Consider the following 25,155-nt stretch of genomic DNA (forward strand, 5'->3'; position numbering starts at 1 on the left):
TGTATCGATACATGTATCGTTACACAACATGACTGTTCGACTGCCGAAGGCAACCACGCTACGGCTGATGACACTGGCCGGAGCAGCCTTCGCCTACGTGACGGCCGAAATGCTCCCCGTCGGACTGCTCAGCGAAATCTCGACGGATCTCGACGTCACCGAAGGGCGTGTCGGCCTACTGCTGACCTTCTACGCATACGGTGTCGCGGTCTTGACGCTTCCGCTGATCGGAGCGGTCAAAACCTGGCCGCGCCGACGCGTTGTCGTTCTGACGGTGGCCACCCTCGCGGTGTCGCAACTGGTCGCAGCATTGGCCGTCAACTATCCGATGCTGGTGATCGGACGATTGCTCTGCGCTGCGACGCACGGAGTGTTCTGGGCTGTCGTTGCCCCGGTCGCAGCCACTCTGGTTCCGCGCGGACAACAGGGCAAGGCAATCGCGATGGTGTATGCCGGTACGTCTCTCGCATTTGTTCTCGGAGGTCCACTGTCTTCGGCGATCGGCCAGTCCTGGGGTTGGCGGACTGCGTCGGCGGCAATCGGCGCGGTGGCAGTGGTCATCGCTTTCTCACTGCATCGTGCGTTGCCCGAAATGTCGGTCGATCAACACCATCGGAGCAAGCGAGACAAGCCGAAGCCGACACCGGAGATGAAACGGGCACTCGCCGTCATCTGCGCGGCAACGCTGTTTGCCGCCCTGGGGCAGTTCGCTTCGTACACGTTCTTCACACTTCTGGTGGAGGAAAGCCTCGGCTCGTCCGGTGGCATCCGTACCGCGATGCTTCTGGTCTACGGCGCCGCCGGCGCAGTCGGAGTGTGGGTCGCCGGCAAGTACTACGACCGCCGACCGCGTCTCTTCACGCTCATCTCGATCGCGACGGTGGCAGGCGCGCTGGCCATCTTCTGGCTCTTGGCGCCGTCGATGGGAGCGTTCGCCGTCGTCGCCACGATCTTGTGGGGTGCGGCGTTCACCACCGTTCCGATCTGCCTCCAATCCTCGGTTCTGCGCGCCGTTCCGATCGGGACCGACCGAGCCTCCGCCGTCTACGTCGTCGTGTTCCAGATCGCGATTGCAACGGGCGCTCTGCTCGGCTCTGCCGTCGTCGACGGTGGCGGGCTCTCACATCTGGCGGGCATCGGGGCCACTCTGATGATCGGTTCGTTGGTGATAGTCGGGTTCGGCCGACGCGCATTTCCCCGCGAACCGCAGCGGTCTACTCACTCCCCCACCGACGCGGCAGCGACGGTCGCGTCGTAGATCAGGGTGTATCGCCAGAACAGTCGTCTCCTGATCCGGCTACCTGGCAAACACAACGCGGCCGCGCGTCGGACGTCAGCCATCGACTCACCCGGTTCCGCGGTGGGAGCCGTCATCGCCTTCAGTGGCTCGGAGGCAACCCGTCGATGCTTGACGACGCCGACAACGGGATTGCACACGGTCGCCAACACCGACAGGAGTGCGTCGGTGGCTGTGGTCGATCGATAACACCCGACCACGACGAGCCGGCCGCCCGGTTCGAGCAGGCCGCTCAGCCGCTTCATCGACTCCTCGAGTGGAAGATGGTGCAACGCTGCAACGACTGTGATCGCGTCGTACTTCGCCTCGTATGCAAAGTCCTCGATCCGCCGCGCTTCGATGATCACGTTCTCGTCGTCGACAAACCTTGCGCGCACGGCGGCCGACGTCGTCAGGTCAGGTTCCACACCGACCACCACGTCGAACCGCCGCCGCAAGAGGTCGATCAGATTGCCGGTCCCGCTCCCCACGTCGAGAGCGCGACCGGACCTGACCCCGCGCAGATTACGTAGAACCCACCGGCCGTAGTGATCGTTGTGACTCCACGGATGGCGTCGGTTGAAACCGTCCAAGCGCGCAATCACACCCATACCCGACGGTATCAATCCGAGCCCGGGCACCGGCCGTCACAACCGCGGGTCGACCGGCTCCGATTCGAGAGCCAACACTGCGAACACGGCCTGGTGCGCTCGCCACAAAGGTTCACGGTCGACGAGCCTGGATACCGCCTCCATGCCGAGCGCGTACTCGCGCAGCGCCATCGACTGCTTGTGTCCGAGGTTGCGGTTACGCAATCTCGCAAGAGTCGACGGTTCGAGGTAGTCGGCACCGTAGATCAATCGCAGGTACTCCCGGCCGCGGACCTTGATCCCCGGCTGAACCTTCGCGTTGTACCCCCGCGGTCCGTGAATCTGATTCGCCAGCGGTTTGACGACCATCCCCTCACCACCGTCACCGGTGAGTGACTCCCACCACTTCGTCGCTTCGGACACCGAGTCTTCGGAACCGAGATCGACCACCAGGCGACGTGTAGTGGTAAATCGATTCGGGTCGGCCGCGGCCAGGCGGTCCGAAATACCGAGGTGCCATTCGTGATCCCGTTCCCCGTACGACTTGCCCTCGGCCGCCAGAATCTGGAACGGCGCGATGGTGACGCCGTCCAGTCCGTTCGTCGGCCACACGTACCGTCGGTAGGCCTCTCCGAAGCGCTCGATACTGGCGGCCCGAACAGTTGTCTGTTCGAACATCTCCGCCACGTCCAGGCCCCGCGCCCCGGCCTGCGCCAACACGGCCTCGCGAGCTGTGAGGTCTGATCGCACGGCCGCCGCGACCGACGCGTACTGCGAGCGCAGCAGACCTTCCGCTTTGACGTTCCACGGCAACAGTTCGCAGTCGAGGAGCAGCCAGTCGGTGCCCAACTCTTCCCACAACCCAGCGGAGGTGACTGCGGCGGCGATGTCGTCGATCAACTGCTGAGTCAGGTCGTCGTCGAAGAACTGGCGGCCGGTGCGGGTGTGCACCATCCCGGTGAGCGCATCCGGTGCGTCGAAGCGGGACTGAGCAACCGATCGATCACGGCACACGAGCACCACTGCCCGCGAACCCATGTGCTTCTCTTCGCAGATCACTGTTCCGATTCCGCCGGCCCGGTATGCGTCGAACGCGGTCGACGGGTGTTCCAGATAATCATCGGATTGGGCGCTCGCGCAGGGCGCCATGGTCGGCGGTAGGTACCGCAGCCATTGCGGCGCGACGGCGAATCGGCTCATCACTTCCAAGGCGCCGGCAGCGTTGTCGGTGCGAACGGACACTCGACCGCGCAGTTCGGTGTCGACGCCTGTTGTTTCGAGGACGTCGGCGAGATCGAGCACGTCCGGATCGCGAGTCGGCGGTGCCAGCGGTACCACCGGCTCGTACCAAACCTGCTTCGCCGGAACCGACACGATCTCTCGTTCCGGGTATCGAAGGGCGGTGAGGGATCCACCGAACACGCAGCCGGTGTCGAGGCACGCGGTGTTGTTGATCCATTCCACCTCGTGCACCGGAGTGTGACCGTAGAGGACCATCGCTGATCCTCGGTAGTCCTGCGCCCACGGGTACCGAACGGGCAAGCCGAATTCGTCCGTCTCACCGGTGGTTTCACCGTAGAGCGCAAAGCTTCGCACTCGGCCGGACGCCCTGTTGTGGTAGTCCTCCTTGAGACCGGCGTGCGCGACAACGAGTTTGCCGTCGTCCAGGACGAGGTGCGCGACGAGACCGTCACAGAAGTCGACGACGCTTTCGCGGAACTCCGCCGACTCGGTGGCCATCTGCTCGAGGGTCTCGGCGAGTCCGTGACTCGGCGTGACCTTCTTACCGCGCAGCGCCTTGACGAGTTTGTTCTCGTGGTTACCCGGAACCGCTATCGCATGTCCCGCCGCGACCATCCCCATGACCAGACGCAGCACACCGACCGAATCCGGACCTCGATCCACGTAGTCACCGAGGAAGACGGCAGTTCGCCCGTCCGGCGGCACCGCATCGACAGCTCTGCCATCCGTCCCGAAGTCGACGGTGTAGCCGAGTTTCACGAGGAGCGTCTCGAGCTCACTTCGACATCCGTGGATGTCACCGATGACGTCGAACGGACCACGCTCGACACGCAGATCGCTGCGGAGCGGGTGGCGCAAGAATGTGGCTTCGGAAACCGCGTCCTCACCTCTGAGGATGTGAACCGAACGGAAACCTTCCTTACCCAACCCGCGGAGCGAGCGAGTCAACTGTTGGTGCTGGCGGCGAATCACGTCGCGTCCGAACGTCCGGTCAGAGCGAGCGTCGTTTCGTGCAGAGCAGACCGATTCCAGAACATCGAGCACGACTGCCACCGGCAGTATGTCGTGCTCGCGAGCCAACGCAACGAGTCGCTTGCGCGCAGCGGGCTGGACGTTGGTCGCGTCGATCACCGTGAGGCGTCCGCGTCGCAAACGCTTGGCCGCGACGAACTCCAGCACTTCGAAAGCATCGGACGTCGACTCCTGTGAGTTCGGATCGTCACTGACCCACCCTCTGAATGTGTCACTCGAGAGGGTTTCGTACTCACCGAAGTGGCGCGCCGCAAAGGTCGACTTTCCCGAGCCACTGACGCCGATGAGTACTACCAGGGCGAGATCTGGAATCTCGTACACCGTCATGACGTTCGTGCCTCCTTCGTGAAGATTGCCATCTGTGTCGGCCCGCCGAGGACCGGATCAATTGCTCCGATAAATTCGAACTCCACGCAATAGCCGTGGACTCGGGCCGTTTCGGTTGCCCAGTCGTCGAATTGGGTCCGTGAGAACTCGAACCTGTGATCGGGGTGCCTGAACTCTCCCGCGGCCAATGCCGGATACAGCACGTTGTAGTCGGCATTCGGAGTAGTCAGCAGCACATACTGCGGTGCTGCGTCCACGAAGACCGATCTGACCAGCGCCGGCAGGCGCGCCGTGTCTACGTGCTCGACCACCTCCATCAGCACGGCTGCGTCGAAGCCTTTCAAGCGTGCGTCGCGGTACGTCGCGGACGACTGCATCAAAGACACACGTTCACGCTGGACGTCGGACATTTCGGTGAACTTCAATCTGCGTTGCGCCCGGGTCAGTTCGCGCGCGCTCACATCGACGCCGACAAGTTTGTCGAATCGAGCGTGCGGCATCAGCGCCTCGAGCAATTTACCTTCGCCACAACCGATGTCGACAATTGTTCTCACGTGCAGTCGCTGAAGCGTCGCCAAAACTGCGTCGACGCGAAGGCGTGCCAGCGGCGGATCCGGTCTCGGTGCTTCGATCTGCGCCTCAGCTTGTTCGGGAATCAGTCGATCGACCACCGATTCGACCAGGTCGCGTCGACGAGCCAGGTAGCGGGACATGATCAGCGCGGAATCCGGATGCGACGCCAACCACTCTCCAGCGACGCGGATCAATTTGTCTGCCTCGTCAGGTCCCACCCAGTAGTGCTTCACATCGTCGAGGACGGGCAACAGCACGTAGAGGTGCCGTAGGGCACTCTGCACCGTGTGTTCCCCGGTCAGTGTCAGCGACACGAAGTCGGAGTTTCCCCACGTCGGTAGGTGCGGATCAAGCTGCACCGGTATCGCGGTCACGTCCCAGCCCAGCGGCTCGAACAGCCGACGAGGCAATTCCGCATCGCCGCCACACGGAACCACCGGAATCGAGACGGTCAACGCGAGTTCGGCTCCGACGAGTTCCGGGTGCGACTTGCACGTTCCCGTCAACGCGGTGCGAAACAGCTTCGATAGAGCAACCGAGAGTATGGACGACGCCGCATACGGCCGATCGTTGACGTACTCCCCCAGCGAAAAGTTGTCGCCACTCTTGCCGCGTCGATACCTACTCTGCACAAGTTCGATGGGGTCGACGTCCACAATCACTGCCACCGTGGTCTTTTCGGCCGTGGCCTCCGGGTACAGAACCGTGGCGGTGCCGATCGCCAAGTCGAAGCTTTGCACGCGGTCGGGATGTTTGTGCAGCAGGTAGCTCAACGCGGTCGCATCAGGAGTCTGCGGGGTCGGGGTGGACGTCAGTGTGAGTAGCACCAGGCGAATGTAGCCCGGCAAACGTCCGGGGCGCCTCCGATTTACGCGCCCGCGGCCGTCAGAACAAGGTGAGAGCTGCTCCCGCACCCACCAGTTCCCGAGGCGCCTCACGCGATTCACTGCCAGCTGCACTGACATCTCGATGCTCCGAACGACCACCCAACCCATGACGCTCGACCAATGGCTCGACACGGCTTGCGAGCCAACGCTTGTATTCGGGAGTGACATACGCACCCCGCCCGTACAGCTCGCGGTAGCGACGGATGAGTGCCGGATGTTCCTGAGCAAGCCAATTCATGAACCAACCCCGAGTACTCCCCCGCAGGTGCATCGGGAAGACCGTCACACTCGTCGCACCGGCTTCGGACAGTGCCTCGAACAGACCGTCGAGGTGACTGGTGGAATCGGTGAGGAACGGAATGACCGGCGCCACCATGACATTGCACGAGAATCCCGCGTCGGTGATGGCCCGGATCATCTCGAGACGCGCCCGCGGTGACGGGGTACCAGGCTCGATCTGCTTCTGAAGTGCAGCGTCGTTGATCGCCAATGACACTCCGATTCCGACGTCGACCTGCGCCGCCGCCATCTTCAACAGCGGCAGGTCCCGTCGGAGCAGAGTTCCCTTCGTCAAGATCGAGAAGGGAGTTCCCGATTCGGTCAACGCGCGAATAATGCCGGGCATCAAGCGGTATCGGCCCTCCGCTCGCTGATAAGGATCAGTGTTGGTACCCAGTGCCACTGCCTCCCGTTTCCAGGACTTTCGCGCCAATTCCTTGCGGAGCACCGCGGCAATGTTCGTCTTCACGACCACTTGGGAATCGAAATCCGCGCCGGCGTCGAGGTCGAGGTACTCGTGACTCGGTCTCGCGAAGCAATATCGGCATGCGTGCGAGCAACCACGAAAAGCGTTGACGGTGAAGCTGAACGGCAACGTCGACTCTTCGGGCATCTTGTTGAGCGCGCTCTTGCAGAGCACCTCGTGAAACGTGATTCCCTCGAACTCGGGAGTCTGCACGGAGCGAACCAACCCGGCCCGTTCGAGTCCGGGTAGCGCTCCGTCATCTGCATCCAATGCCTGACCCGACCACCTCATGGCCCCAAGTCGAACACTTGTTCTAAGGTATGTCAAGATGGAGCGAATACCCGACCGTGCCTCACCACGGCCGGGGAGTTGTTGGCAGAATTCGGGGCATGTCGAACAGAATCAATATTTCGTCCGGTTCCGAATGGGAACCCAAGATCGGTTACTCCCGTGCCGTGCGCATCGGTAACCAGATCGCAGTCTCTGGCACCACCGCTCCTGGTGAGACCCTCACAGATCAGACCCGCGCAGCGCTCGAAACTATCAAGGCAGCACTTGCCGAGGCCGGCGCCTCGCTCGACGACGTCATCCGCACTCGCATGTACCTGCGCGACATGACGCAGTGGGAGCAGGCCGCTCTCGCGCACGGTGAAGTGTTCGGCGAGATTCGTCCCGCCACGACCATCCTCGAGGTCAGCTCGCTGATCGACCCCGCTCTGCTCATCGAGATCGAGGCCGACGCGGTTCTCAGCTGATCGCCAATCCGGACATTTGTGAAATGGGCGCCTAGTCTGAGCCGATGAAACCGATGCGGCTGTATCCGTTGACGCTCGCGCTCGGCATCACCGCCGCTTTCCTCTCGCCCGGTTCTGCACTCGCAGATCCGGGCGAGAGTCTTTCGACGGCTTGCGGCAGCCAGTTGAGCAATGCCGAGGTAGGCCGGATTGCCGAACTCAGCGACGTCACGACGCTGAACGGTGCCGGACTGCCTCGGCTCGAGACCGCTGTCGAACGTCATCGTGAGATCACGTCGATCCTCGTCTCACACCACGATTGGCGAGGCTTGTTCTCCATCGGCCTCGACGCTGTCGAACACGAGGCGGTGATGCCGCTGCAGCGAGACCCTGCGGCCTTCGCCGATGACGAGTGGGCCCATTCCGTCAGCTTCGAATTGCTGCGCAGGTACCTGGTGAACGTCCATGCGGAGTTCACCGGTACTCCCACCGATCCGGCGTGGACCAACTACTTCGCCCTGACACGTCAGTGCGATGCCAGTCCAGCACGGGTTGCCATGGCCGGCTACAACGCGCATCTCACCGTCGACCTCGCTCACGCCGTCGCCACGTCCGGAACCACTGCGGAGGATGTCACGGATTTCTACAAAATCGTCGATTCCATTGCCGTCAAGGGTGGTTCGATCGTGACCCTCACCAAGGCCGAGTACGACGCCGATCTGGGGCCGCTCTGGCGGTTCTACTTCGTCGGCGAAGGACTCGACCGATTGGCCGGAAACTCGCAGCCCTCGGAACTGCTGCTCCGCGCCGCCGACAGCGGATACAACACCATCACACTGGCCAACGGATTCGCCCTCCAGAATCCGCAGACACGTCCCGGCGCAGAACAGGAGATCGACGCACTCTGGCGTACTACGGATTCCGCTCTCGACGTACTCTCGCGACTCGGCGGTCTCTGACATCTCACCCTCCGCTGCCTGAAACGGACACACCTGCGACAATGACCCCATGACGGGGCACTCGGCGGGGCAAGGCATCCAGAGTCCCGCCATGCGCCGGGTGCGAGACCTGTTGCGCGGGCCCGCAATTGTCTGCGACGGCCAGGCAACCATCCGCGAGGCCGCGAAGTTGATGACCGATGCGGGCCGCCGTGCTGTTGTGATCCCGACGGAGACAAGCGGTTTCGGAATCTTCACCGAAGGTGACCTACGCGCTCGCGTGGTAGTCGGTGGTATCGACAGCAATCAGCCGGTATCAACAGTGATGACGCCGTCAGCAGTGACAGTCGATCCGGATCGATTGGGCGCCGACGCCGTGACCGACATGCTCGAGTACGGATTGCGCCATCTCCCGGTCGTGACCGAGGCAGGCGCACTGATGGGTGTGCTCGAACTCAGCGACCTCCTGACTTCGGCCACCAATCAGGGTTTCGAACTGCGCGCAGCGCTCGCCACAGCACAGGACGACGCCCACCTCGTCGAAACAGCCCGCGCGGTCCCTGTTCTGGTGACGGAATTGGTGGCCTCACGGGTCTCACCGCTCGACATCGGCGCGACGCTGGCCGTGCTGATCGACGTGACGGTCAGGCGAGCCATCGAATTGGTGGTGGGCGGAGACGAGCGACCGGATTTCGCGTGGCTGTCGCTCGGCAGCGTCGCCAGGCGTGAAGCGCTCCCCTCTTCGGATATCGACAGTGCGCTGGTGTGGGGCGGCGAATCTCATCACGAGGGAGCCGACGCCGCGAAGACCATCCACGACATCCTCGATCTCTGCGGGTTCCCTCGCGACACCAAGAACGCCGTCGCGACCCAGGCCAGGTTTGCTCGGACGCTCCCACAATGGCGCACTGCGCTGCGGAAATGGGTATCCAATCCGTACCAGGACCAAGCCCTGGTCATGTTGTCGATGCTGGCGGATGCCCGCGTCGTCGCAGGCGATCCGGCGTTGGATCCTCGCCCTGCGGCGTTGGATCAACTGCGACTGCACCCGGCCGTCATGCGACTGCTCCTTCGCGAAGCGGTCGGAGACAAGGCAAAGCTCCATTCGTTCAAGGACGTGATGACGCGTCGGACCGGAACCGTCGACCTCAAAGCCAGCGCCGTCCAACCGATCGTGAACATCGCTCGATGGGCGGGGATTTCCGTGGGCGCCCGCACGAGTTCGACACTCGAACGTCTCAAGGCTGCAGCGGGAAGCGGTTTCCTACTCGACGACGACGCCCAGGTACTGATCGAATCTTTCGAGGTGTTGCAGCAGATTCGTGTCCGCCACCAGACCGATCAGTTCGCGGCAGGTCGGCCACCGACCGACGAAGTCGTGATCTCCGAACTCACTCCGCTCTCGCGGAGCTTGCTGAGCAATGCAGTGCGCGAGGTCGCAGGTGTGCAACGACGACTCGAATATGCCGCGTCCGCGTCGGCGCTACCCGACATCGACCCGTGAATCGCACTGCGCTCGAACAGGTTCTGGCGGCGGAGCGCCTCGAAGGCTGGGATCCGAGTAACGAGCAGATCGCGGAACTCGAGGCCGTCATGATCGGGATGCTCTCTCGGCGTGAGTATTTCGAGCAGGAATTGGCGCGAGCCGTCGGCCTGTCGTCACCAATTCCCCCGCGGATCCGCTGGCGAAGATCAGCGCCGTACGTCTATCGCGGTACATCGGTGCTCGAGAACAATTTCGACGTGCGAGATCCCGCCGCACTGCAATCACTCGAGTTCGCGGCGACCGCGCTTCGTCTGGGTGAGGCGCATCTCGGCGGCGACCTCGTACCGCACACGCGAGACACAGCCGAACTTCTCCTACTTCACCAGCACGTTTTCCAAGATCTGTACCAGTGGGCCGGACACATCAGAACCGTCGACATCAGGAAAGGTGCGGCAACGTTTGCTCCGGTCTCGGCGATTCGGAACTACCTGTCCGAGGTGGAAGAGATCATCGCCGCCGTCGATTGGGTAGCGCTCGATCACGGCGCTGCGTCGTTCGCGCTCGCATCGGTGTACTCGACGCTCAATCATGCCCACCCGTTTCGGGAAGGAAACGGGCGAACCGGAACACTCTTCCTGCACCGACTCGCCGCCGACACCCGATATCAGCTCGACTTGTCGCGGGTGAGCAGAACCGAGTGGGTATCCGCGTCCAGGGATTCTGCGCCTTTCCGGCCCACCGGGACCCCGTCGCCTCGCCCGTTCATCGATCTGTTCAATCGCGCTCTGACTCCCTGACGAGCCCGGTGAACGGAGTGCCGCTTTGCACTATCACCACAAGCATCCCGTGATCCGAACCGGACTCGTGGATCTCGCCAGGGCTCCACAACACTGCCTCGCCTGACGCCATCGAGACCCGTCGACCGTCGCCTTCGGCTACCCAGCCCGAGCCGTCCACGACGACGTACAGCTGCCAGAGGTTCGCAGAGTGCTTCCCCAACAGGCTGTTCGGCCGACACCACGCGAAGTGACTCCTGAATTCTCCACCGTCCACCGAACGGGCGAGCTGCATCATGGTGATGTTCCGGCTGCCGTACTCGTCGGCGTCCAGGCTTCCTTGGGGCAGTGTCACGAATCGCATGGCTGAGTGTCGCTCACCTCGTCGACCTCCACAATGACCAACCATGAATGACCAATGATGACAACCACCGCGGACTGAACACCGTTACTGCTGAGTGAGCACCGCTTCCGACACGCTGGAAGCGGTGCTCACTCGAAGAAAAGGGTGCTCACTCGACCATCAACCGGGCAGCGCGAACTCTCCCGCGTCGGACCAGCGCTGACGCTCGGCTCCGAATGCGACGGACTGCATCGCGCGGAACTCCTCGATCGAGCGCGAGTACGACGCGAGGAACTCCTGATGCTCAGCCAGCGAGAAGCTGCCGTCCTCGATCTCGACTCCCCCGCCGCGGCCGGCCGCAGTGTCCGCGCGCAGATCCATCAGCTCTTCCGGCTCGACGGGGTACCAGGAGATCCGGTCGAAAAATCGCAGCAACCAGGGAGTGCCCTCCTCGAACGGGCCCGACTTCGCGGGGTGACGGTGATTCCACACCTGCGTCGTACGTCCGACGAACTGGTACCCACCTGGGCCTTCCATGCCGTAGATGCAGAGGTAAGCCCCACCGATCCCGACGGCGTTTTCGGGGGTCCAGGTGCGGGCGGGGTTGTACTTGGTCGTGACAAGGCGATGACGTGGGTCGAGCGGCGTCGCGACCGGAGCTCCGAGGTAGACGTCGCCGAGCCCGAGCACCATGTATTCGGCGCCGAAAACGGTGTCGAACACGTCGTTCACGGATTCGAGACCGTTCATCCGGCGGATGAACTCGATATTCCACGGGCACCACGGCGCGTCCGCACGCACTCCGTGCATGTACCGCTGGATCGCTTCGCGCGTAGCCGGGTCGTCCCACGACAGTGGCATCCGCACAGTGCGACTGGGCACAACGAGTTCGTTGGCCGCAGGCAAGGTGTCCTCCGCCTCGGCGAGCATTCCCATCAGTTTGCCGACGGGCAGCACGTCCGGGTCGACGCGGACCTGCAGGCTGCGGATTCCCGGGGTGAGATCGAGTAGTCCGGCCGGCTTCTCGGCTTCGAGTCGCTGATGCAGTGCATGTGCACGCGCACGTAGCGCCAGGTCGAGATTCATGTCGCCGTATTCGACCAACACATTGTCATCGCCTGAGCGCCGGTACGTGACCGCGGTGTCGCCGTCACGGCGAGCTATGACGCCGTCGTCGCCGTCACCACCGGAGGAATGAACAACCGAATTGGACGCTCGACGCGATACTCCGAGGTCACGGCGGGAAGCTGCCCGGTCGGCGCGGACCGGCACGAAGCGAATCTTGTTCCCGGGAGCCAACTGTCCGAGCTTCCAGCGATCAGCAGACACCACCGTGATCGGGCAGACGAAGCCGCCGAGGCTCGGTCCGTCGGGTCCGAGGAGGATGGGCGTGTCGCCGGTGAAGTCGAGTGCACCGATCGAATACGCGTTGTCGTGGATGTTCGAAGGGTGAAGTCCCGCTTCGCCGCCGGTGGTTCTGGCCCAGTCAGGTTTCGGACCGATCAACCGGACTCCGGTGCGGTCGGAGTTGAAGTGGACCTCGTACTCGGTCGCGTACAGCGTGTCGATGTCGGAGCGGGTGAAGAACTCCGGCGCCCCGTGCGGGCCCTCGGTCACCGCAAGTTCCCAGCACGTGTGTATCGCCGGAACATGCTCGGCGGGAACACCTCCCGCTGCCCCGGTCGCCTGTCCGAGTTTGAGAACGTCCCCCGCCCGCAAAGTCCTACCTTCGTGTCCACCGAACCTGCCCAGGGTGAAGGTCGACGCACTGCCGAGATAGTCGTCGGTCTCGATTCCGCCCTGTACGAGTACGTAGATGCGCAGTCCTGGGCCGCTGAGCGTCCCGACGTCGAGCACCGCTCCAGCGGGGACGAAAACAGGACGCCACTGACCGTGGGCGATGCCGTCGACGGTCACAGACACCGGAGCGCCCGTGACGCACACCGTGGTGTCCTCGTCGAACGTCATCGCAGGTCCGGCCATCGCGCATTCGATGCCGGGTGCGCCTTCGGGATTTCCGAGTGCGGTGTTTCCCAACCGAAACGACAGGTCGTCCATCGGGCCCGACGGTGGGACACCGATCTGCCAGTACCCGACGCGCCCTGGATAGTCCTGAACCGTCGTCAACATTCCGGGACGCACGATGGTCAGTTTTGCGTTCATTCGTCTGCCTCCGGCCGTGTGACGATCATGCGGACGGCCGTCGGATCGAAGCCGTTGCACGGGTTGTTGATCTGCGGGCAGTTGGACACGAGGACGAGCGCGTCGCGTTCGGCACGCAACGCGAGCCGCTTGCCTGGCGCAGACAGTCCGTCGACGATTCCGAGTGTGCCGTCGGGGTCGACCGGGACGTTCATGAAGAAGTTGATGTTGGACACCAGGTCCCGCTTGCCGAGCCCCCATTTTGCGCCCTCGACGAGGAAGTTCTCTACGCACGCGTGCTGATGCTTGGTGTGGTGGCCGTATCGCAGGGTGTTCGATTCCTGTGAGCACGCTCCGCCGACGGTGTCGTGGTTTCCGACCTCGTCCGCGACCAGGGTCATGAGTGGAGTTCCGTCGTCACTTCGGAGCACGGATCCTGTGGTCAGAAACAGATTCTGCTGCGCTGTGACCGTCGCTGCTGCCGAGTACCGAACGCTGTGATCGTCACCGGCAAAGACGAGTGTGTCGACGGCTTGATTTCCGTGCAGATCGACGATTGTCAGGACGTCGCCGGCGCGGACAACTGCGGACCACGGCCCGAACGCGTCAGCAATCTCGTCGAGGATCACCGTTCCGGGAACGAGGGCGGGGACATCCAGGGTGGTGGTCATGCGATCTCCTCCAGGTTCGAAGCCGTCCAGGCGTCTTCGGTATTGAGCACTGCGCGTTGGTATTCCGGCCCGAGATCGTCACGGCTGCCGAGTTCGTCGGCCGCGTTCCACGCGAGCACTTCGAGGGACGTGGTGGGAAACTCCAGCGCCGGATCGAGTGGGTGCGCGGTGTTGGCGATCATCACGATGACCGGCAGGTGGATCAGAAGGTCGACCGTCGCGCCGGCGCCGGCGGAACCCGTACTGGTGAGAGCGCCGTCCGCCTCGACGCGGACACCATGGAAGAAGGACAACGGTGGCGCTATGTCCTGCGGCCCGAGTCCGTTCTTCGCGGCAGCGACGGTGAACAGTTCACGACCGGCGGGTGAGGCACTGTGCAGCGAACCCTGCCCGTACTTCGCCTCGTTGGTAGCGCGTGACGTCGTTCCACAGAACGCGTCGTGGTGCCCCGACGTGTCGGCGACCACCGTCGCGAGGACTCGCCCCTGATCGGAGAGCAACGGGTGCCCGACACCGAGATAGGCCTGCCATGGCACCTTGACGGTATCGGCGACGTTGAGACGCTCCCAGGGGGCGTCGGCGCGGTATAGCAAGATGTTTGCACAGGCGCTGCCGACGATGTCGCGAAGTCGCAATCGGGTTCCTCGGGCGAGAACCTTGGTCGTGTATCGCCCACCCGGCACTGTTTCAGCCCAGGTCAGACGTTCGGGAGCGACGTCGTCGGGCGGGTTCGGCCAGCGGGTGGCCGGCAACACCGGCATGGAGTCTGTGATTGTTCCGGCCTGGGACCGGGCATGCTCGCGCGCTCCGGCGGTGGTCTGAGTACTCATGGTCAGGCTCCGATCGTGACGGGATTCGGGGTGGCGCGGCCACGTGGGAAGCAAGCGACTCCCAGCCCCACGACCAGCGCTACCGTGATGGGCGCGGCCCACTGCAGAATGGGGTACTCCCCGGTGGGGTTGAAGATCTCGGCTCGTGGCCAGGACAGGTTGATCACCATCAGCGCGCCGTACACAACCGCGGCGATGTTGACCGGAACTCCCCAGATGCCCAGGGAGAAAAGCTTTTTGCCTTCGGCGTCGAACTTGGGGCCGACTGCCGTGCGAGGCCATCCCTTGAGACGCTGAACCAGCAGCGGCACGGTCACCATGAGGTAGGCCAAGTAGATCAAGATGATGCATACGCTGGACAGGGTTGCGAAAATTGCCGAGTTGCCTACGTTGACGGCCAGGACGGCAATGCAGACCAGACCGATGAGGACGGACGGCGCGATAGGTGTTCCGGTGCGGGGGTTGACCTTTGCCAGTACCTGCGAGGCAGGAAGCCGCCCGTCGCGGGCCATGGAGAACATCAGCCGTGAAGCAGCAGTCTGAATGGCCAAGGTGCACACGAACACTGCGATCGAGACGTCGATCAACAAGACCGTGCCCCACGGCGAACTCAGAATAGAGGTCAGTACGTATGGCAAACCTTCCGTGGCCAGGCGTCCGTCGGTGAGTGAGGGCGCTGCCATCAACGCGCCGAGGATCATCAAGCCGCCGCCGAGTGCGGAAGCGGAGAGTGCAAGACGGATCGTACGAGGTGCGACGCGTCGGGGGTTGCGGGTCTCCTCGGCCAGTTCGCCTGCCGAACCGAAGCCGACCATGACGTAGGCAGCCATCAGTCCGGACATGATCCACGCCCAGGCGTATCCCGGCTGACCGCCGGCACTGCCGGTGTCGAAGACGACGTCCGGTCCGCGCTGAGCGTGGGTGAAGAACATCCCGATCACCGCGATGACACCGACGATTTCGCAGGTCACGCCTATGTTGTTGATACGCGACATCCAGTTGACGCCGATGCAGTTGATGAAGGTGGTCAGAACCAGAAGTACCGATCCGAGCAGCACGGCATTGGCAGCACCGCTCGAGGAGGTGAGTGCACTGTCCTCACCGATGATCTGGAACCCGCTCCACACATTCGGGAGCACGACCTGCAAGGCGATCGCGGCGGCCGACGCGGTGACGATCTGAGCGAGAATCATGAACCAACCCGCGAACCAGCCGACGATTTCACCACCCATCCGCCGCGACCACTGGTAGATGGCACCCGAAATCGGATATCTGGCAGCAAGTTCCGCAAAGTTGAGGGCCACCATGAACTGACCGATGAATACGACGGGCCAGGTCCAGAAGAACGCCGGACCCGCGAAACCGAAACCGAGGCCGAACAATTGAAAGATCGTGGTCAGGATGGAAACGAAGGAGAAGCCCGCGGCGAACGACGCGAACTTTCCCAGCGATCGATGCAGCTGCTGCTCGTAGCCGAACTCCGCGAGGTCACCGTCGTCGTGAGGCGAAGAGGCGAGTGCGGATGCGGTGGTGGGCTGCGCAGCCGGGGTGGTTGCACTCAACGGCGTACTCCTTCGGCGAAGCGATTCAGAGGCGAATAACTGTCGATTGATAGTTTTCGCGAAATCCACTCGCCGCAGGTGACGCCCGCGTATACGATTCGCCTGATTCTGTAACAGGCTCGTTGAGTACGTTTCGAGCACGTGACCGAATGCTCACAGCGACGGCCACCCCGCATGTAAGGCCAGAGCCTGCCACTATGGAAGGCGTGACCAACGCCGGCCCCGGACGACCCCGCCTGACCGCTCGCCGACGCCCGGGTGGGACTGCCCGGGCGGAGATCTTGGATGCAGCCGCTGAACTGTTCACCACCCGAGGCTTCGCCGCGACGTCGACACGCCACATCGCCGAAGCAGTCGGAATGCGTCAGGCGTCGCTGTACAACCATTTCGCCACCAAGGACGACATCCTGGTTGCACTGCTCGCCGACACCGTGACTCCGGCGCTCGACTTCGCGGAGAATCTCAGGCCACGCGGCACCTCACCCGAGGTGAAGCTGTACGCGCTTTCGTACATCGACGCGGCCCAACTGATCACCGGACGGTGGAACCTCGGTGTCCTCTATCTCTTGCCGGAACTGAGAAGCGACAGGTTCATGTCGTTCCGAGCCGATCGCGATCGGCTTCGCGAGCAATACCGGGCCCTCGCCCAGGCAGTGCTCGACGCGATTGACGATCCAGCATCAACTCACCTGGCCGAGCTTCCGTTTCGCCTGGTAGAAAGCGTGATCAGCGCGCGAGCCGACGCACTCGAAGGCACCCCGATCCCCAACGCCGCCGTCATCGCCGGGTCGGCACTGCACATTCTGGGGTGGCGCCAGGATCTTGATCCCATCCACACGGAAGCGGCAGAGCTAATTGCGAACGCAGAAACGCCGAAATTGTCCGGGGCTGCATCAGCTCCGGACAATTTCGACGCAATGAGGACCTAAACGGCCACGAGACTAGACCGAGAGGGACTGTCCCGGGAAGATCAGGTTGATGTTCGGGACCTGGCTGGCGAGGTTCTCGAGCGAGATGCCGTGTGCAGCAGCGATCTTCGACAGGGTGTCGCCTGCCTTGACCACGTAGTTGCCGCTTCCGGTGCTTGCTGCCGGAGCCGACTCGACGGAAGCCTCAGCGGTGACGGGGGCTGCTGCGGCCTCGTAGTTGCCTGCGGTGGTGCCGGTGGTCAGGTACTGACCGCAGACGGGCCATGCGCCGACGCCCTGGCCTGCGAGAACGTTCTCGGCGACACGGATCTGCTCAGACTGGCTGGCGTTGGCAGCGTTGCCCGATCCACCGAACGCGTTCCAGGTGCTCTGTGTGAACTGCAGTCCGCCGTAGAAGCCGTTTCCGGTGTTGGCGGCCCAGTTACCGGAGGACTCGCAGTTTGCGACTCCGGACCAGTCGTGGCCGGCTGCCGAAGCGGTGCCGGTGCTCATGGCGAGCGGGATTGCGACGACTGCGCCTGCGGTTGCAACTGCGCCGAGGGCGCGCTTGAAGGTGATGCTGGTCATTGGGTAAATCCTCTCCGCTACCGCGGACGAGGTCGGCCCGGACGCTTTCACGTCTCGTCGATCGACTCGTCTGTTTCACTCCTGCCCCGCGAAGGTTTCGGGAGTACCGGACCCGCGGGGCAGAAGCACGCAGTTGCGGGTCGGTGTTTGCCCGGTAGTTTCGGGCTGTCAACGACCGTAGGCGATGGTCACGGATTGGTCACGGGGCAGTTTTCCGGCACTGCCGTACCAGATTCAGTCGAGATTCAAGAAATAACCACAGGTCAACTAGTTGATTCGAGCTTCAACCATACCGATCGTTATCCGTCCGTTATGTGGCAACCGTCACTGCGATTTTGTGACCCCCCGCACCGAAACAGGCCGTGTCGGAACGCAAAACAGCCCCATTCAAATGTTAAGAGAGTCCTGGCAACGAGCAAAAACCAACCGCCCCAATCATTATGGAGAATGAACTGGTGATCGTCGCAGTAGAAGGACCCAGCGCCGCCGGCAAGACCACCTGGTGCCGAACCCAACTCGGTGGACAAACGGCACCGGAAGGATTCGTCGCCGAGTATCAGCCCACGGGGCGCGAGCCGGACGGCACGGATCTCGACGTCCAGGCAAGTTACTGGGCAACCGTCAATTCGAAGCGATGGTCGCAAGCGGAAGAACTCGAATCGAGAACCGGGATCGCGCTCTGCGACAGCGACCCGCTGAAACTGCACTACAGCTGGTGTCTCGCCGCGGTGGGCGCCGCACCTCGGGAGCGATTCGAGTACGAGCTCGAGGCAGTCGAGACGGCTTTTACGCGCCTCGAACTGGGTCTCGCGGATCTGACCGTCATCTCGATACCGTCACCGAAGCAACTTCGACTGCAGCGCGAAGGAGACCCCAGCCGCCGACGACGGCATTTCGAGCTTCACGCGGCGCTCGCCGAGCCGCTCACCCACTGGTACTCGGCGGTGGACAGGGTGGATCCAGGTCGCGTTCTGTGGGGCTTCCCGACACTGCTCGATCTTTCGCGCTGTCCCCCACCTCGATCGGATCGCAGCGATCCGGGCCTCCTGCGCGCGATGCTCAACGAGTTGCCGCCACTCCCCAGATAGCAAGCGGCTACTCGATCTCAGCGCGCTCGTTCGACCCTGGCCTCGTCCCACACCGGAGACTCGCTCTCGTACACGTTCCCGTCCGATCCGAATACCAGGAACCTGTCGAACCCGCGCGCGAACCAACGATCGTGGGTTACCGAGATGACGGTGCCGGCAAACTGTGCGATGCCCTGTTCGAGCGCGTCAGCCGAATGAAGGTCGAGGTTGTCGGTCGGCTCGTCGAGCAGCAACATCGTGGCGCCGGAAAGCTCGAGGAGCAGAATCTGCAGGCGCGCCTGCTGTCCGCCGGACAGGTCGTCGTACTTCTGTTCGACTGCTTGGGACAATCCGTAACGGTCGAGCGCGCGGCTCGCCGCTTCACGCCCCATTCCGTTTCGGTGTTCGTCGCCCATGTGCAGGATCTCGAGCAGCGTGTTCCCGGTCAGATCAGGCCTGGAATGGGTCTGCGCAAACAATCCGGGACGTACCCGGGCACCCAGCGTCGCAGTACCCCCGTGCTCGACCGGCGCGATGTCGAGCGCCTCGACGGGCAGATGCTCGGTCCCCGGATCGGTCCCACCACCCGCCAAGAGACGAAGGAAATGTGACTTCCCGGATCCATTGGAGCCCAGCACGGCAACCCGATCTCCGTACCAGATCTCGGTGTCGAAAGGCTTCATCAATCCGGTCAACTCGAGATCCTGACATACCAACGCGCGCTTGGCGGTTCGCCCGCCCGCCAGCCGAACTGTCACCTTCTGCTGAAGTGGAATCGCTTCGGGTGGCCCTGCCTCCTCGAACTTCGCCAACCTGGTTTGCGAGGCGTGATACCGCGCAGCGACGCCGTCGTTGAACTTGGCCTTTTCACGCAATCGCAGAACCAGGGCACGCAGTTTCGCGTGCTCCTCGTCCCAGCGTCGACGCAGTTCTTCGAATCGAGCGTTCCGATCTTCGCGGGCCTGGTGGTAGCTGGCCAGCCCAGCGCCGTGGGTCCACGACGTTGCGCCGCTGATTCCGGGCTCGAGCGTCACGATGTGGGTGGCCGCGTTGGCGATCAGTTCGCGGTCGTGGCTGACGAACAAAACCACTTTCGACGATTCCGAGATCGCCTTTTCCAGCCATCGCTTGCCCGGAACATCGAGGTAGTTGTCCGGCTCGTCCAGCAGGAGTGCGTCGTCGGGCCCAGCGAACAGTGCTTCGAGAACCAACCGTTTCTGCTCGCCACCGCTGAGCGAGTTGGCCGCGCGCCACTTCGCACGGTCATAAGGAACACCGAGAGCCGCGGTAGTGACCTTGTCCCAGAAGTCTTCGGTCTCGTAGCCGCCCACATCGGCCCAATCGGCCAGCGCGTGCGAATACTTCATTTGAGTTGATTCCTCGTCGCGCTCGATCATCGCGTTTTCTGCCGTATCGAGCGCCAGTGCTGCATCCCGGATCCGCGCCGGAGAGACGGACAACAGAAGATCGCGCACGGTGGACTCGTCGCGAACCTGGCCGACGAATTGCCGCATCACGCCCAGTGTTCCGGATCGAGTGACAGCGCCCTCGTCAGCGACGGCGTCTCCGGCGACAATGCGAAGCAATGTCGTCTTACCAGTCCCGTTGGGCCCGATCAGTGCAGTTTTTGCACCGTTTCCGACCCGAAAGCTGACACCGCTGAGCAGTTGTCGACCATCAGGAAGGAAGTAGTCGACGTCGGCGATGTTGAGGTGGGTCACGCTCTCAAGGGAACCCTACCCACGGCGATCTGCCAAACCATTATTCCGGCCTTCGGTGTCGAGTTCACGACCGTCATGGGATCGTCCGACCGCATCGAGCGCGGCCAGATATCCGAAAACCATTGCGGGACCGATAGTTGCACCTGGACCGGCATAGGTATGACCCATGACCGGCGAGCTGGTATTTCCTGCTGCGTAGAGCCCGTCGATGACCGAACCGTCGGCGCGCAACGCTCGCGCGCGAGCGTCCGTGTTGATGCCGCCTTTGGTCCCCAGGTCTCCGGGCACCATCTTCGCGGCATAGAACGGACCCTTCGTGAGTTCTCCGAGGCTGGGGTTGGGCTTGTTGGTGCAGTCGCCGTAGTAGTGGTCGTATCTGCTTGTCCCACGGCCGAAGTCGCGATCGACTCCGTCGCGCGCGTGACTGTTGAATCGTGTGATGGTCGCGGACAGCGCATCGCCCGGCACTCCGATCTCGGCAGCGAGTTCGGCAATAGATCCAGCTCGCACGATCGCACCCGATTCGATCCACGACCGAGGTATCGGCCTGCGCGCCGGCACTCCCGCGAACAGGTAACGGTCACGGTACGTCTGATCGAAGATCAGCCAAGCCGGGATGTTTTCAGCGGGTCCTTCACCTCGGCCGTACTTTCCGCCGAACATGGCGTGCGCGGCTTCGACGTAGGGAAGCGACTCGTTCATGAAGCGCTGACCGCTGGCGTTGACCATCAGGCTTCGAGGCAACGAGCGTTCCGCCAAGGCGAACCACGGGCCTTTGGGCAGCGGGATCGACGGGGCCCACCACGCGTCGTCCATGTACGAAATTGCCGCGTCGACGCGTAGAGCTGCACGTATACCGTCTCCGGTATTGGTCGGTGCCCCGAGAGTCCACTGCGCACTACTCGGCCGGCGCTGGTACTCGCCTCGCATGTCGTCGTTGTTGTCGAACCCGCCGCACGCGAGGATGACACCGCATCGAGCCTGCATGGTTCTCTGCACTCCCCCGGACTCGAGTCGCACACCCACGACACGATCATTGTCGGTAACCAGATCCACAAGCCTCGTCCCGAGCTCGACCGTCACGCCGGCGTCCCGAACTCCGAGCATCAGTTCCGCCATGAGCGCCGGCCCGAGCCCGATCAGCTTCTTCTTCCGAGCCTTCGCGACCAGGGATCTCATTCCCACCCGAAGCATTCGCACCGGCCCCCTCCAATGCCGAACCCCCGTGCTCAGCCAACGGTAATCAGATTGTTGGACAACCATGTTGAGCGGCACCTTCATGTACGGCGGATGAAGGGTCGCGAGATCGTCGCCCAGAGCTCGCGCGTCGAACGGGCGCGGCTCGCACGAGCGGCCGCTTGCAAGTCCGCCGGGTGCCTCGGGAAAGTAGTCGGAGTAACCCTTCACCCATTCGAGCTCGAGTGCGGAGTGCCGAATCAGGAAATCGAGGGCTTCCGGGCCTCGATCGATATACGTGTCGATACGGTCGCTGTCTGCATCCTCTCCGACAATGCTCTTCAGATATGTTCGCGCAGAATCGATATCATCTGCCGGCGCCTCGCGGCGAAGTATCGAGTTTCCCGGAATCCACACTCCGCCCCCGGACCGGGACGACGAACCGCCCCAGTACTCCGACTTCTCCACGAGAATTGTCGAGAGTCCGTTGCGGGCTGCAGTGATGGCTGCGGACATGCCGGCAGCCCCCGATCCCACAACGATCACATCCACCACTGGCACATCCACTACCGAGAGCTCGGAGTTGCGAGAGTTCTCGTTCATCACTGATCACGACCTTTCGTGTCATCGTCATCCTGCGTGCGCCACCGGGATCCCTGAACCGCGTCGAGTGCCCCCTCGACGCACACGGGAAGTGATGCCCCACGCTTCTGGGGGTTACGTATCCATTGCCGATAGCCGAACTCCGCCGCCGCCAACATCAAGTGAACGAGTAGTCCTGGTCGGCTGTCATTTTCAGGATCGAGTTGCATTCGTTGTGCCACCAACTCCACCAACCGATCACGATGCTCGGGCGCGATCAGCGCGACTCGATCCATCAGGTGCGGCGCGGTGCGGAACGCTGCTCGCCACTGATCGATCTCCGCGGACTCGAAAGCATTGGAACGCTCGAGGATTGCCCGCGAGATCGCAAGATCAGCCGACTCAGATGCCGGGCGATTCTCGAGCAGTGTCACGATCCCGGCACCGCCCTGCCTGACCGGGTCCAACAGCAGATCCTCTTTGTTACGAACGTGCCGGAAGTACGTACTCGCCGACACCCCCGCTGCTGCCGCAATCTGCTCGGTGGTCACATCCTCGAAACCGTCACGCGCGAACAGATCGAATGCCGCACGTTGAATGTCTGCTCGCACCTGCAACCGTTGTCTCTCCCGTAGTGACATCAGCAACGTCCTCCCGCCTCGGCCGAGATCCGGCCATTCTCGATAATGCGAGTCTCACCTATTATGACAGTCACTGTCAATATCCAATTCTCTGTCAGATATCAGCAGACCCCGGCATTTCGTTGACAGGGCATTCGATGCCACGACAAGCTTCGAAGATGAAACGATGGTTCGCGGCGGGCTTCGGAACGGCGATCGTCTCGCGATCACTTCTGCGCAAAGCACTCATCTTCAAGTTCCGACGCGACGTCCGTGCACTCAATTCCGGCAACTACCGGCCGCTGTTGAATTCCTATCACCACCACGCGGTGCTCAGATTCGCCGAGGGTGATCATCGGTGGGCAGGAGTGCATGCCGGACGGGACCAAATCGAGACGTTTCTCCAGGAATTTGTCGACGCGGGGCTTCAAGGCGCGGTCACCGAAGCGTATTTCGGTGGTCCGCTCTGGCGCATGACACTGCTCGTCCGATTCGACGACCGAGCCCTAGGCCCGGACGGCGCCGTCATCTATCAAAATCGAACAGTGCTTCTCGTTCGAACCAAGTGGGGAAGAATCGTCGAGCAGGAGGACTACTACGAGGACACCGCCAGAATCGGTGACTTCGACAGACGGCTCCGCGAAATCGAAGCCGGACGAGCCTGTGGCACAGTCGCGGAATGACGGACGTCAGGATTGACCGCCACCGGAAACTATCAGCATTCCTGTCTTCCCAGAACGATGTCGAACTGGCCCGACTGGTCGACACCGCTCGAGTCTCGAGCGTAGGCGTGGGCGGCGCCGCAGGACTCGTCGGTGTCTGCGAAAACGGGTTCGACAGCGTTCCGGTATTCACCAAACGCATCCCACTGACCGAACAGGAACTCGCCGACGTGGGCTCTACTTCCAACCATTTCGACTTGCCGACGTTCTGCCAGTACGGCATTGGGGGCCCGAGCTTCAACGCCTGGCGAGAGCTGGCCGCGAACGTCATGGTCACAGAGGCCGTTCTGGCCGGCGAAACACAGTCGTTCCCAATGCTTTACCACTGGCGGGTGCTGCCCGGTCGATCGCCGGTTGCACCCGAACACGCCGACATCGCTTCCGTTCCCACCGCCTGCGCCAGTAGTGAAGCGCGGGTCCGCCTCGAAGCACTCGCCACTGCGCCGTGCAGCCTCGTACTGTTCTGCGAGTACATCGCACACCCGATCTCGGATTGGCTGCATGACAACCCGGCCGCCAAAGCTGCCGAAGTCGAGCGACAGTTTTCGGAGATCGTGGCGTTCTTACGCGATCGACAGTTGCTGCACATGGACGGACATTTCGGCAACATGCGCACCGATATGGAGCGGATCTATCTCACCGACTTCGGACTGGCCACATCCCCACACTTCGACCTGTCGACTACCGAACATGACTTCGTCCGGCGCCATGCCACCCATGACGCCGACTACGCCGCCATGCTTCTGGTCAACTGGCTGGTCACCGAGGTCTGCGGAGTGCCGAGACCGAAACACGGCGGACCAGTCGCCCGCAACCAGTACGTACGACGATGCGCCACAGGTCATGTCCCAGGTGATGTGGCACCGGAGGTGGCCGCGATCTTGACCCGGCACGCGCCCGCCGCTGCGAGAATGAACGACTTCTACTGGCGATTGTTCGACGGCGACTTCGACGCGCCCTACCCTCATGCCGCGGCAGTTCCGACTTCCGGTCGAGGACAGGGTTTTCCCTGAACTGCCGTCTCCACATCTCAGGGTCCATGTCATCCTCCGGACCGATGTGCTGGTCAGCGCCGTAAGGCACAGTTCTCCTCATGATTGAACTGAGGGGATTGACCAAGGTTTACGGACCGACGAAAGCGGTGGACGATTTGTCGTTCACGGTCAAGCCGGGCATCGTGACGGGCTTTCTGGGCCCGAACGGTGCGGGTAAGTCGACGACGATGCGGATGATCCTGGGTTTGGATCAGCCGACGTCGGGTGCGGCGTTGATCGACGGCAAGCCGTACCGGGAGTTGAAGACGCCATTGCGGACTGTCGGCGCGTTGTTGGATGCGAAGTGGGTGCACCCCAATCGCAGTGCGCGGGCGCATCTGCAGTGGATGGCCGCTTCGAACGGGATCCCGAAGTCCCGCGTCGACGAGGTGCTCGGGTTGGTCGGATTGTCCGAGGTGGCGGGGAAGAAGGCCGGCGGGTTCTCGTTGGGTATGTCGCAGCGTCTCGGGTTGGCGGGTGCGTTGTTGGGTGATCCGAAGGTGTTGTTGTTCGACGAGCCGGTCAACGGTCTCGATCCGGAGGGCATCGTCTGGATTCGTAAGTTCATGCAGCGGTTGGCGGC

At 62.7% G+C, this 25,155-nt stretch carries 23 protein-coding genes; 10 read left to right on the forward strand and 13 right to left on the reverse strand.

Features of this window, described 5'->3' with window-relative positions:
- Positions 1-28: 28 nt before the first annotated feature.
- A complete protein-coding gene (locus AC1DVN_RS21885) occupies positions 29-1,258 on the forward strand; it encodes an MFS transporter (RefSeq protein WP_477846750.1) in 1,230 nt (409 codons plus the stop codon).
- Here AC1DVN_RS21885 and AC1DVN_RS21890 read toward each other — a convergent pair.
- From AC1DVN_RS21890 to AC1DVN_RS21905, 4 genes are read right to left on the reverse strand one after another with little or no spacing between them, the layout of a single operon-like run.
- Positions 1,219-1,887, reverse strand: a complete 669-nt coding sequence (locus AC1DVN_RS21890) for a class I SAM-dependent methyltransferase (RefSeq protein WP_070386082.1) — start codon at positions 1,885-1,887, stop codon at positions 1,219-1,221. The two genes, AC1DVN_RS21885 and AC1DVN_RS21890, sit on opposite strands and share 40 nt — an antisense overlap.
- Before the next feature lie 36 nt (positions 1,888-1,923).
- Positions 1,924-4,467 carry a polynucleotide kinase-phosphatase gene (locus AC1DVN_RS21895; protein ID WP_477994216.1) on the reverse strand — a complete coding sequence of 848 codons (2,544 nt, stop codon included), beginning with the start codon at positions 4,465-4,467 and terminating at the stop codon, positions 1,924-1,926.
- A complete protein-coding gene (locus AC1DVN_RS21900) occupies positions 4,464-5,888 on the reverse strand; it encodes a 3' terminal RNA ribose 2'-O-methyltransferase Hen1 (protein ID WP_021344197.1) in 1,425 nt (474 codons plus the stop codon). Before AC1DVN_RS21900 ends, AC1DVN_RS21895 begins: the two co-directional genes overlap by 4 nt.
- A 37-nt stretch (positions 5,889-5,925) precedes the next feature.
- On the reverse strand, positions 5,926-6,963 hold the full coding sequence (locus AC1DVN_RS21905; RefSeq protein ID WP_069146537.1) for an Rv2578c family radical SAM protein: 1,038 nt from the start codon (positions 6,961-6,963) through the stop codon (positions 5,926-5,928).
- A 98-nt stretch (positions 6,964-7,061) separates the two neighbouring features.
- Between AC1DVN_RS21905 and AC1DVN_RS21910 the strand changes: the two genes are divergently transcribed.
- The 4 genes from AC1DVN_RS21910 to AC1DVN_RS21925 are packed head-to-tail and all read left to right on the forward strand — an operon-like array spanning position 7,062 to position 10,627.
- The gene (locus tag AC1DVN_RS21910; RefSeq protein ID WP_019748335.1) at positions 7,062-7,427 is read left to right on the forward strand and encodes a RidA family protein; all 366 of its coding nucleotides are present in this window, start codon (positions 7,062-7,064) and stop codon (positions 7,425-7,427) included.
- 53 nt (positions 7,428-7,480) lie between these two features.
- Positions 7,481-8,365: a DUF5995 family protein gene (locus tag AC1DVN_RS21915; protein WP_020969555.1), complete on the forward strand. Its 885-nt coding sequence runs from the start codon at positions 7,481-7,483 to the stop codon at positions 8,363-8,365.
- Between the two features lie 49 nt (positions 8,366-8,414).
- Positions 8,415-9,848 carry a putative nucleotidyltransferase substrate binding domain-containing protein gene (locus AC1DVN_RS21920; protein ID WP_223257836.1) on the forward strand — a complete coding sequence of 478 codons (1,434 nt, stop codon included), beginning with the start codon at positions 8,415-8,417 and terminating at the stop codon, positions 9,846-9,848.
- Positions 9,845-10,627: a Fic/DOC family protein gene (locus AC1DVN_RS21925; protein WP_477846752.1), complete on the forward strand. Its 783-nt coding sequence runs from the start codon at positions 9,845-9,847 to the stop codon at positions 10,625-10,627. Before AC1DVN_RS21920 ends, AC1DVN_RS21925 begins: the two co-directional genes overlap by 4 nt.
- Here AC1DVN_RS21925 and AC1DVN_RS21930 read toward each other — a convergent pair.
- The 5 genes from AC1DVN_RS21930 to AC1DVN_RS21950 form a co-directional block, all read right to left on the reverse strand.
- Complete coding sequence (locus AC1DVN_RS21930; protein WP_133728024.1) at positions 10,605-10,970, reverse strand: AraC family ligand binding domain-containing protein; 366 nt, start codon at positions 10,968-10,970, stop codon at positions 10,605-10,607. The genes AC1DVN_RS21925 and AC1DVN_RS21930 overlap by 23 nt on opposite strands.
- Before the next feature lie 159 nt (positions 10,971-11,129).
- Positions 11,130-13,112 (reverse strand): 5-oxoprolinase/urea amidolyase family protein, encoded by a 1,983-nt coding sequence (locus tag AC1DVN_RS21935; protein WP_477994217.1) that lies wholly within the window; start codon positions 13,110-13,112, stop codon positions 11,130-11,132.
- Positions 13,109-13,762: an urea amidolyase associated protein UAAP2 gene (locus AC1DVN_RS21940; RefSeq protein WP_021332947.1), complete on the reverse strand. Its 654-nt coding sequence runs from the start codon at positions 13,760-13,762 to the stop codon at positions 13,109-13,111. Before AC1DVN_RS21940 ends, AC1DVN_RS21935 begins: the two co-directional genes overlap by 4 nt.
- Entirely contained in the window at positions 13,759-14,592 is an 834-nt protein-coding gene (locus AC1DVN_RS21945; protein WP_477846753.1) for an urea amidolyase associated protein UAAP1, read from the reverse strand. The genes AC1DVN_RS21940 and AC1DVN_RS21945 overlap by 4 nt, the downstream gene beginning before the upstream one ends.
- Positions 14,593-14,594: 2 nt before the next feature.
- Positions 14,595-16,154: an amino acid permease gene (locus AC1DVN_RS21950; protein ID WP_042951823.1), complete on the reverse strand. Its 1,560-nt coding sequence runs from the start codon at positions 16,152-16,154 to the stop codon at positions 14,595-14,597.
- 197 nt (positions 16,155-16,351) lie between these two features.
- On the opposite strand from AC1DVN_RS21950, the gene AC1DVN_RS21955 reads away from it, so the two are divergent.
- Positions 16,352-17,083, forward strand: coding sequence for a TetR/AcrR family transcriptional regulator (locus AC1DVN_RS21955; protein ID WP_041814987.1), 732 nt, complete (start codon positions 16,352-16,354; stop codon positions 17,081-17,083).
- A gap of 12 nt (positions 17,084-17,095) precedes the next feature.
- Here AC1DVN_RS21955 and AC1DVN_RS21960 read toward each other — a convergent pair whose 3' ends face one another.
- Positions 17,096-17,650 carry a LysM peptidoglycan-binding domain-containing protein gene (locus AC1DVN_RS21960; RefSeq protein ID WP_019748325.1) on the reverse strand — a complete coding sequence of 185 codons (555 nt, stop codon included), beginning with the start codon at positions 17,648-17,650 and terminating at the stop codon, positions 17,096-17,098.
- A 440-nt stretch (positions 17,651-18,090) separates the two neighbouring features.
- Between AC1DVN_RS21960 and AC1DVN_RS21965 the strand changes: the two genes are divergently transcribed.
- Complete coding sequence (locus AC1DVN_RS21965; protein ID WP_080910440.1) at positions 18,091-18,738, forward strand: hypothetical protein; 648 nt, start codon at positions 18,091-18,093, stop codon at positions 18,736-18,738.
- A gap of 17 nt (positions 18,739-18,755) precedes the next feature.
- Here the strand turns inward: AC1DVN_RS21965 and AC1DVN_RS21970 are convergent, their stop codons facing one another.
- The 3 genes from AC1DVN_RS21970 to AC1DVN_RS21980 are packed head-to-tail and all read right to left on the reverse strand — an operon-like array spanning position 18,756 to position 22,837.
- Entirely contained in the window at positions 18,756-20,438 is a 1,683-nt protein-coding gene (locus AC1DVN_RS21970; RefSeq protein WP_477846754.1) for an ATP-binding cassette domain-containing protein, read from the reverse strand.
- A 15-nt stretch (positions 20,439-20,453) separates the two neighbouring features.
- A complete protein-coding gene (gene kstD, locus AC1DVN_RS21975; protein ID WP_477846755.1) occupies positions 20,454-22,217 on the reverse strand; it encodes a 3-oxosteroid 1-dehydrogenase in 1,764 nt (587 codons plus the stop codon).
- Positions 22,217-22,837, reverse strand: a complete 621-nt coding sequence (locus AC1DVN_RS21980; RefSeq protein ID WP_308370542.1) for a TetR/AcrR family transcriptional regulator — start codon at positions 22,835-22,837, stop codon at positions 22,217-22,219. Before AC1DVN_RS21980 ends, kstD begins: the two co-directional genes overlap by 1 nt.
- Positions 22,838-22,995: 158 nt before the next feature.
- Here AC1DVN_RS21980 and AC1DVN_RS21985 point away from each other — a divergent pair, with 158 nt between their 5' ends.
- The 3 genes from AC1DVN_RS21985 to AC1DVN_RS21995 form a co-directional block, all read left to right on the forward strand.
- The gene (locus AC1DVN_RS21985; protein ID WP_223257837.1) at positions 22,996-23,499 is read left to right on the forward strand and encodes a nuclear transport factor 2-like protein; all 504 of its coding nucleotides are present in this window, start codon (positions 22,996-22,998) and stop codon (positions 23,497-23,499) included.
- Entirely contained in the window at positions 23,496-24,551 is a 1,056-nt protein-coding gene (locus AC1DVN_RS21990) for a BUD32 family EKC/KEOPS complex subunit (protein ID WP_070386077.1), read from the forward strand. Before AC1DVN_RS21985 ends, AC1DVN_RS21990 begins: the two co-directional genes overlap by 4 nt.
- A gap of 80 nt (positions 24,552-24,631) precedes the next feature.
- Positions 24,632-25,155: ABC transporter ATP-binding protein (locus AC1DVN_RS21995; protein ID WP_477994218.1), on the forward strand; the 524-nt coding region annotated here is incomplete at its 3' end.

It is taken from the genome of Rhodococcus sp. P4_E4 (assembly GCF_056401575.1).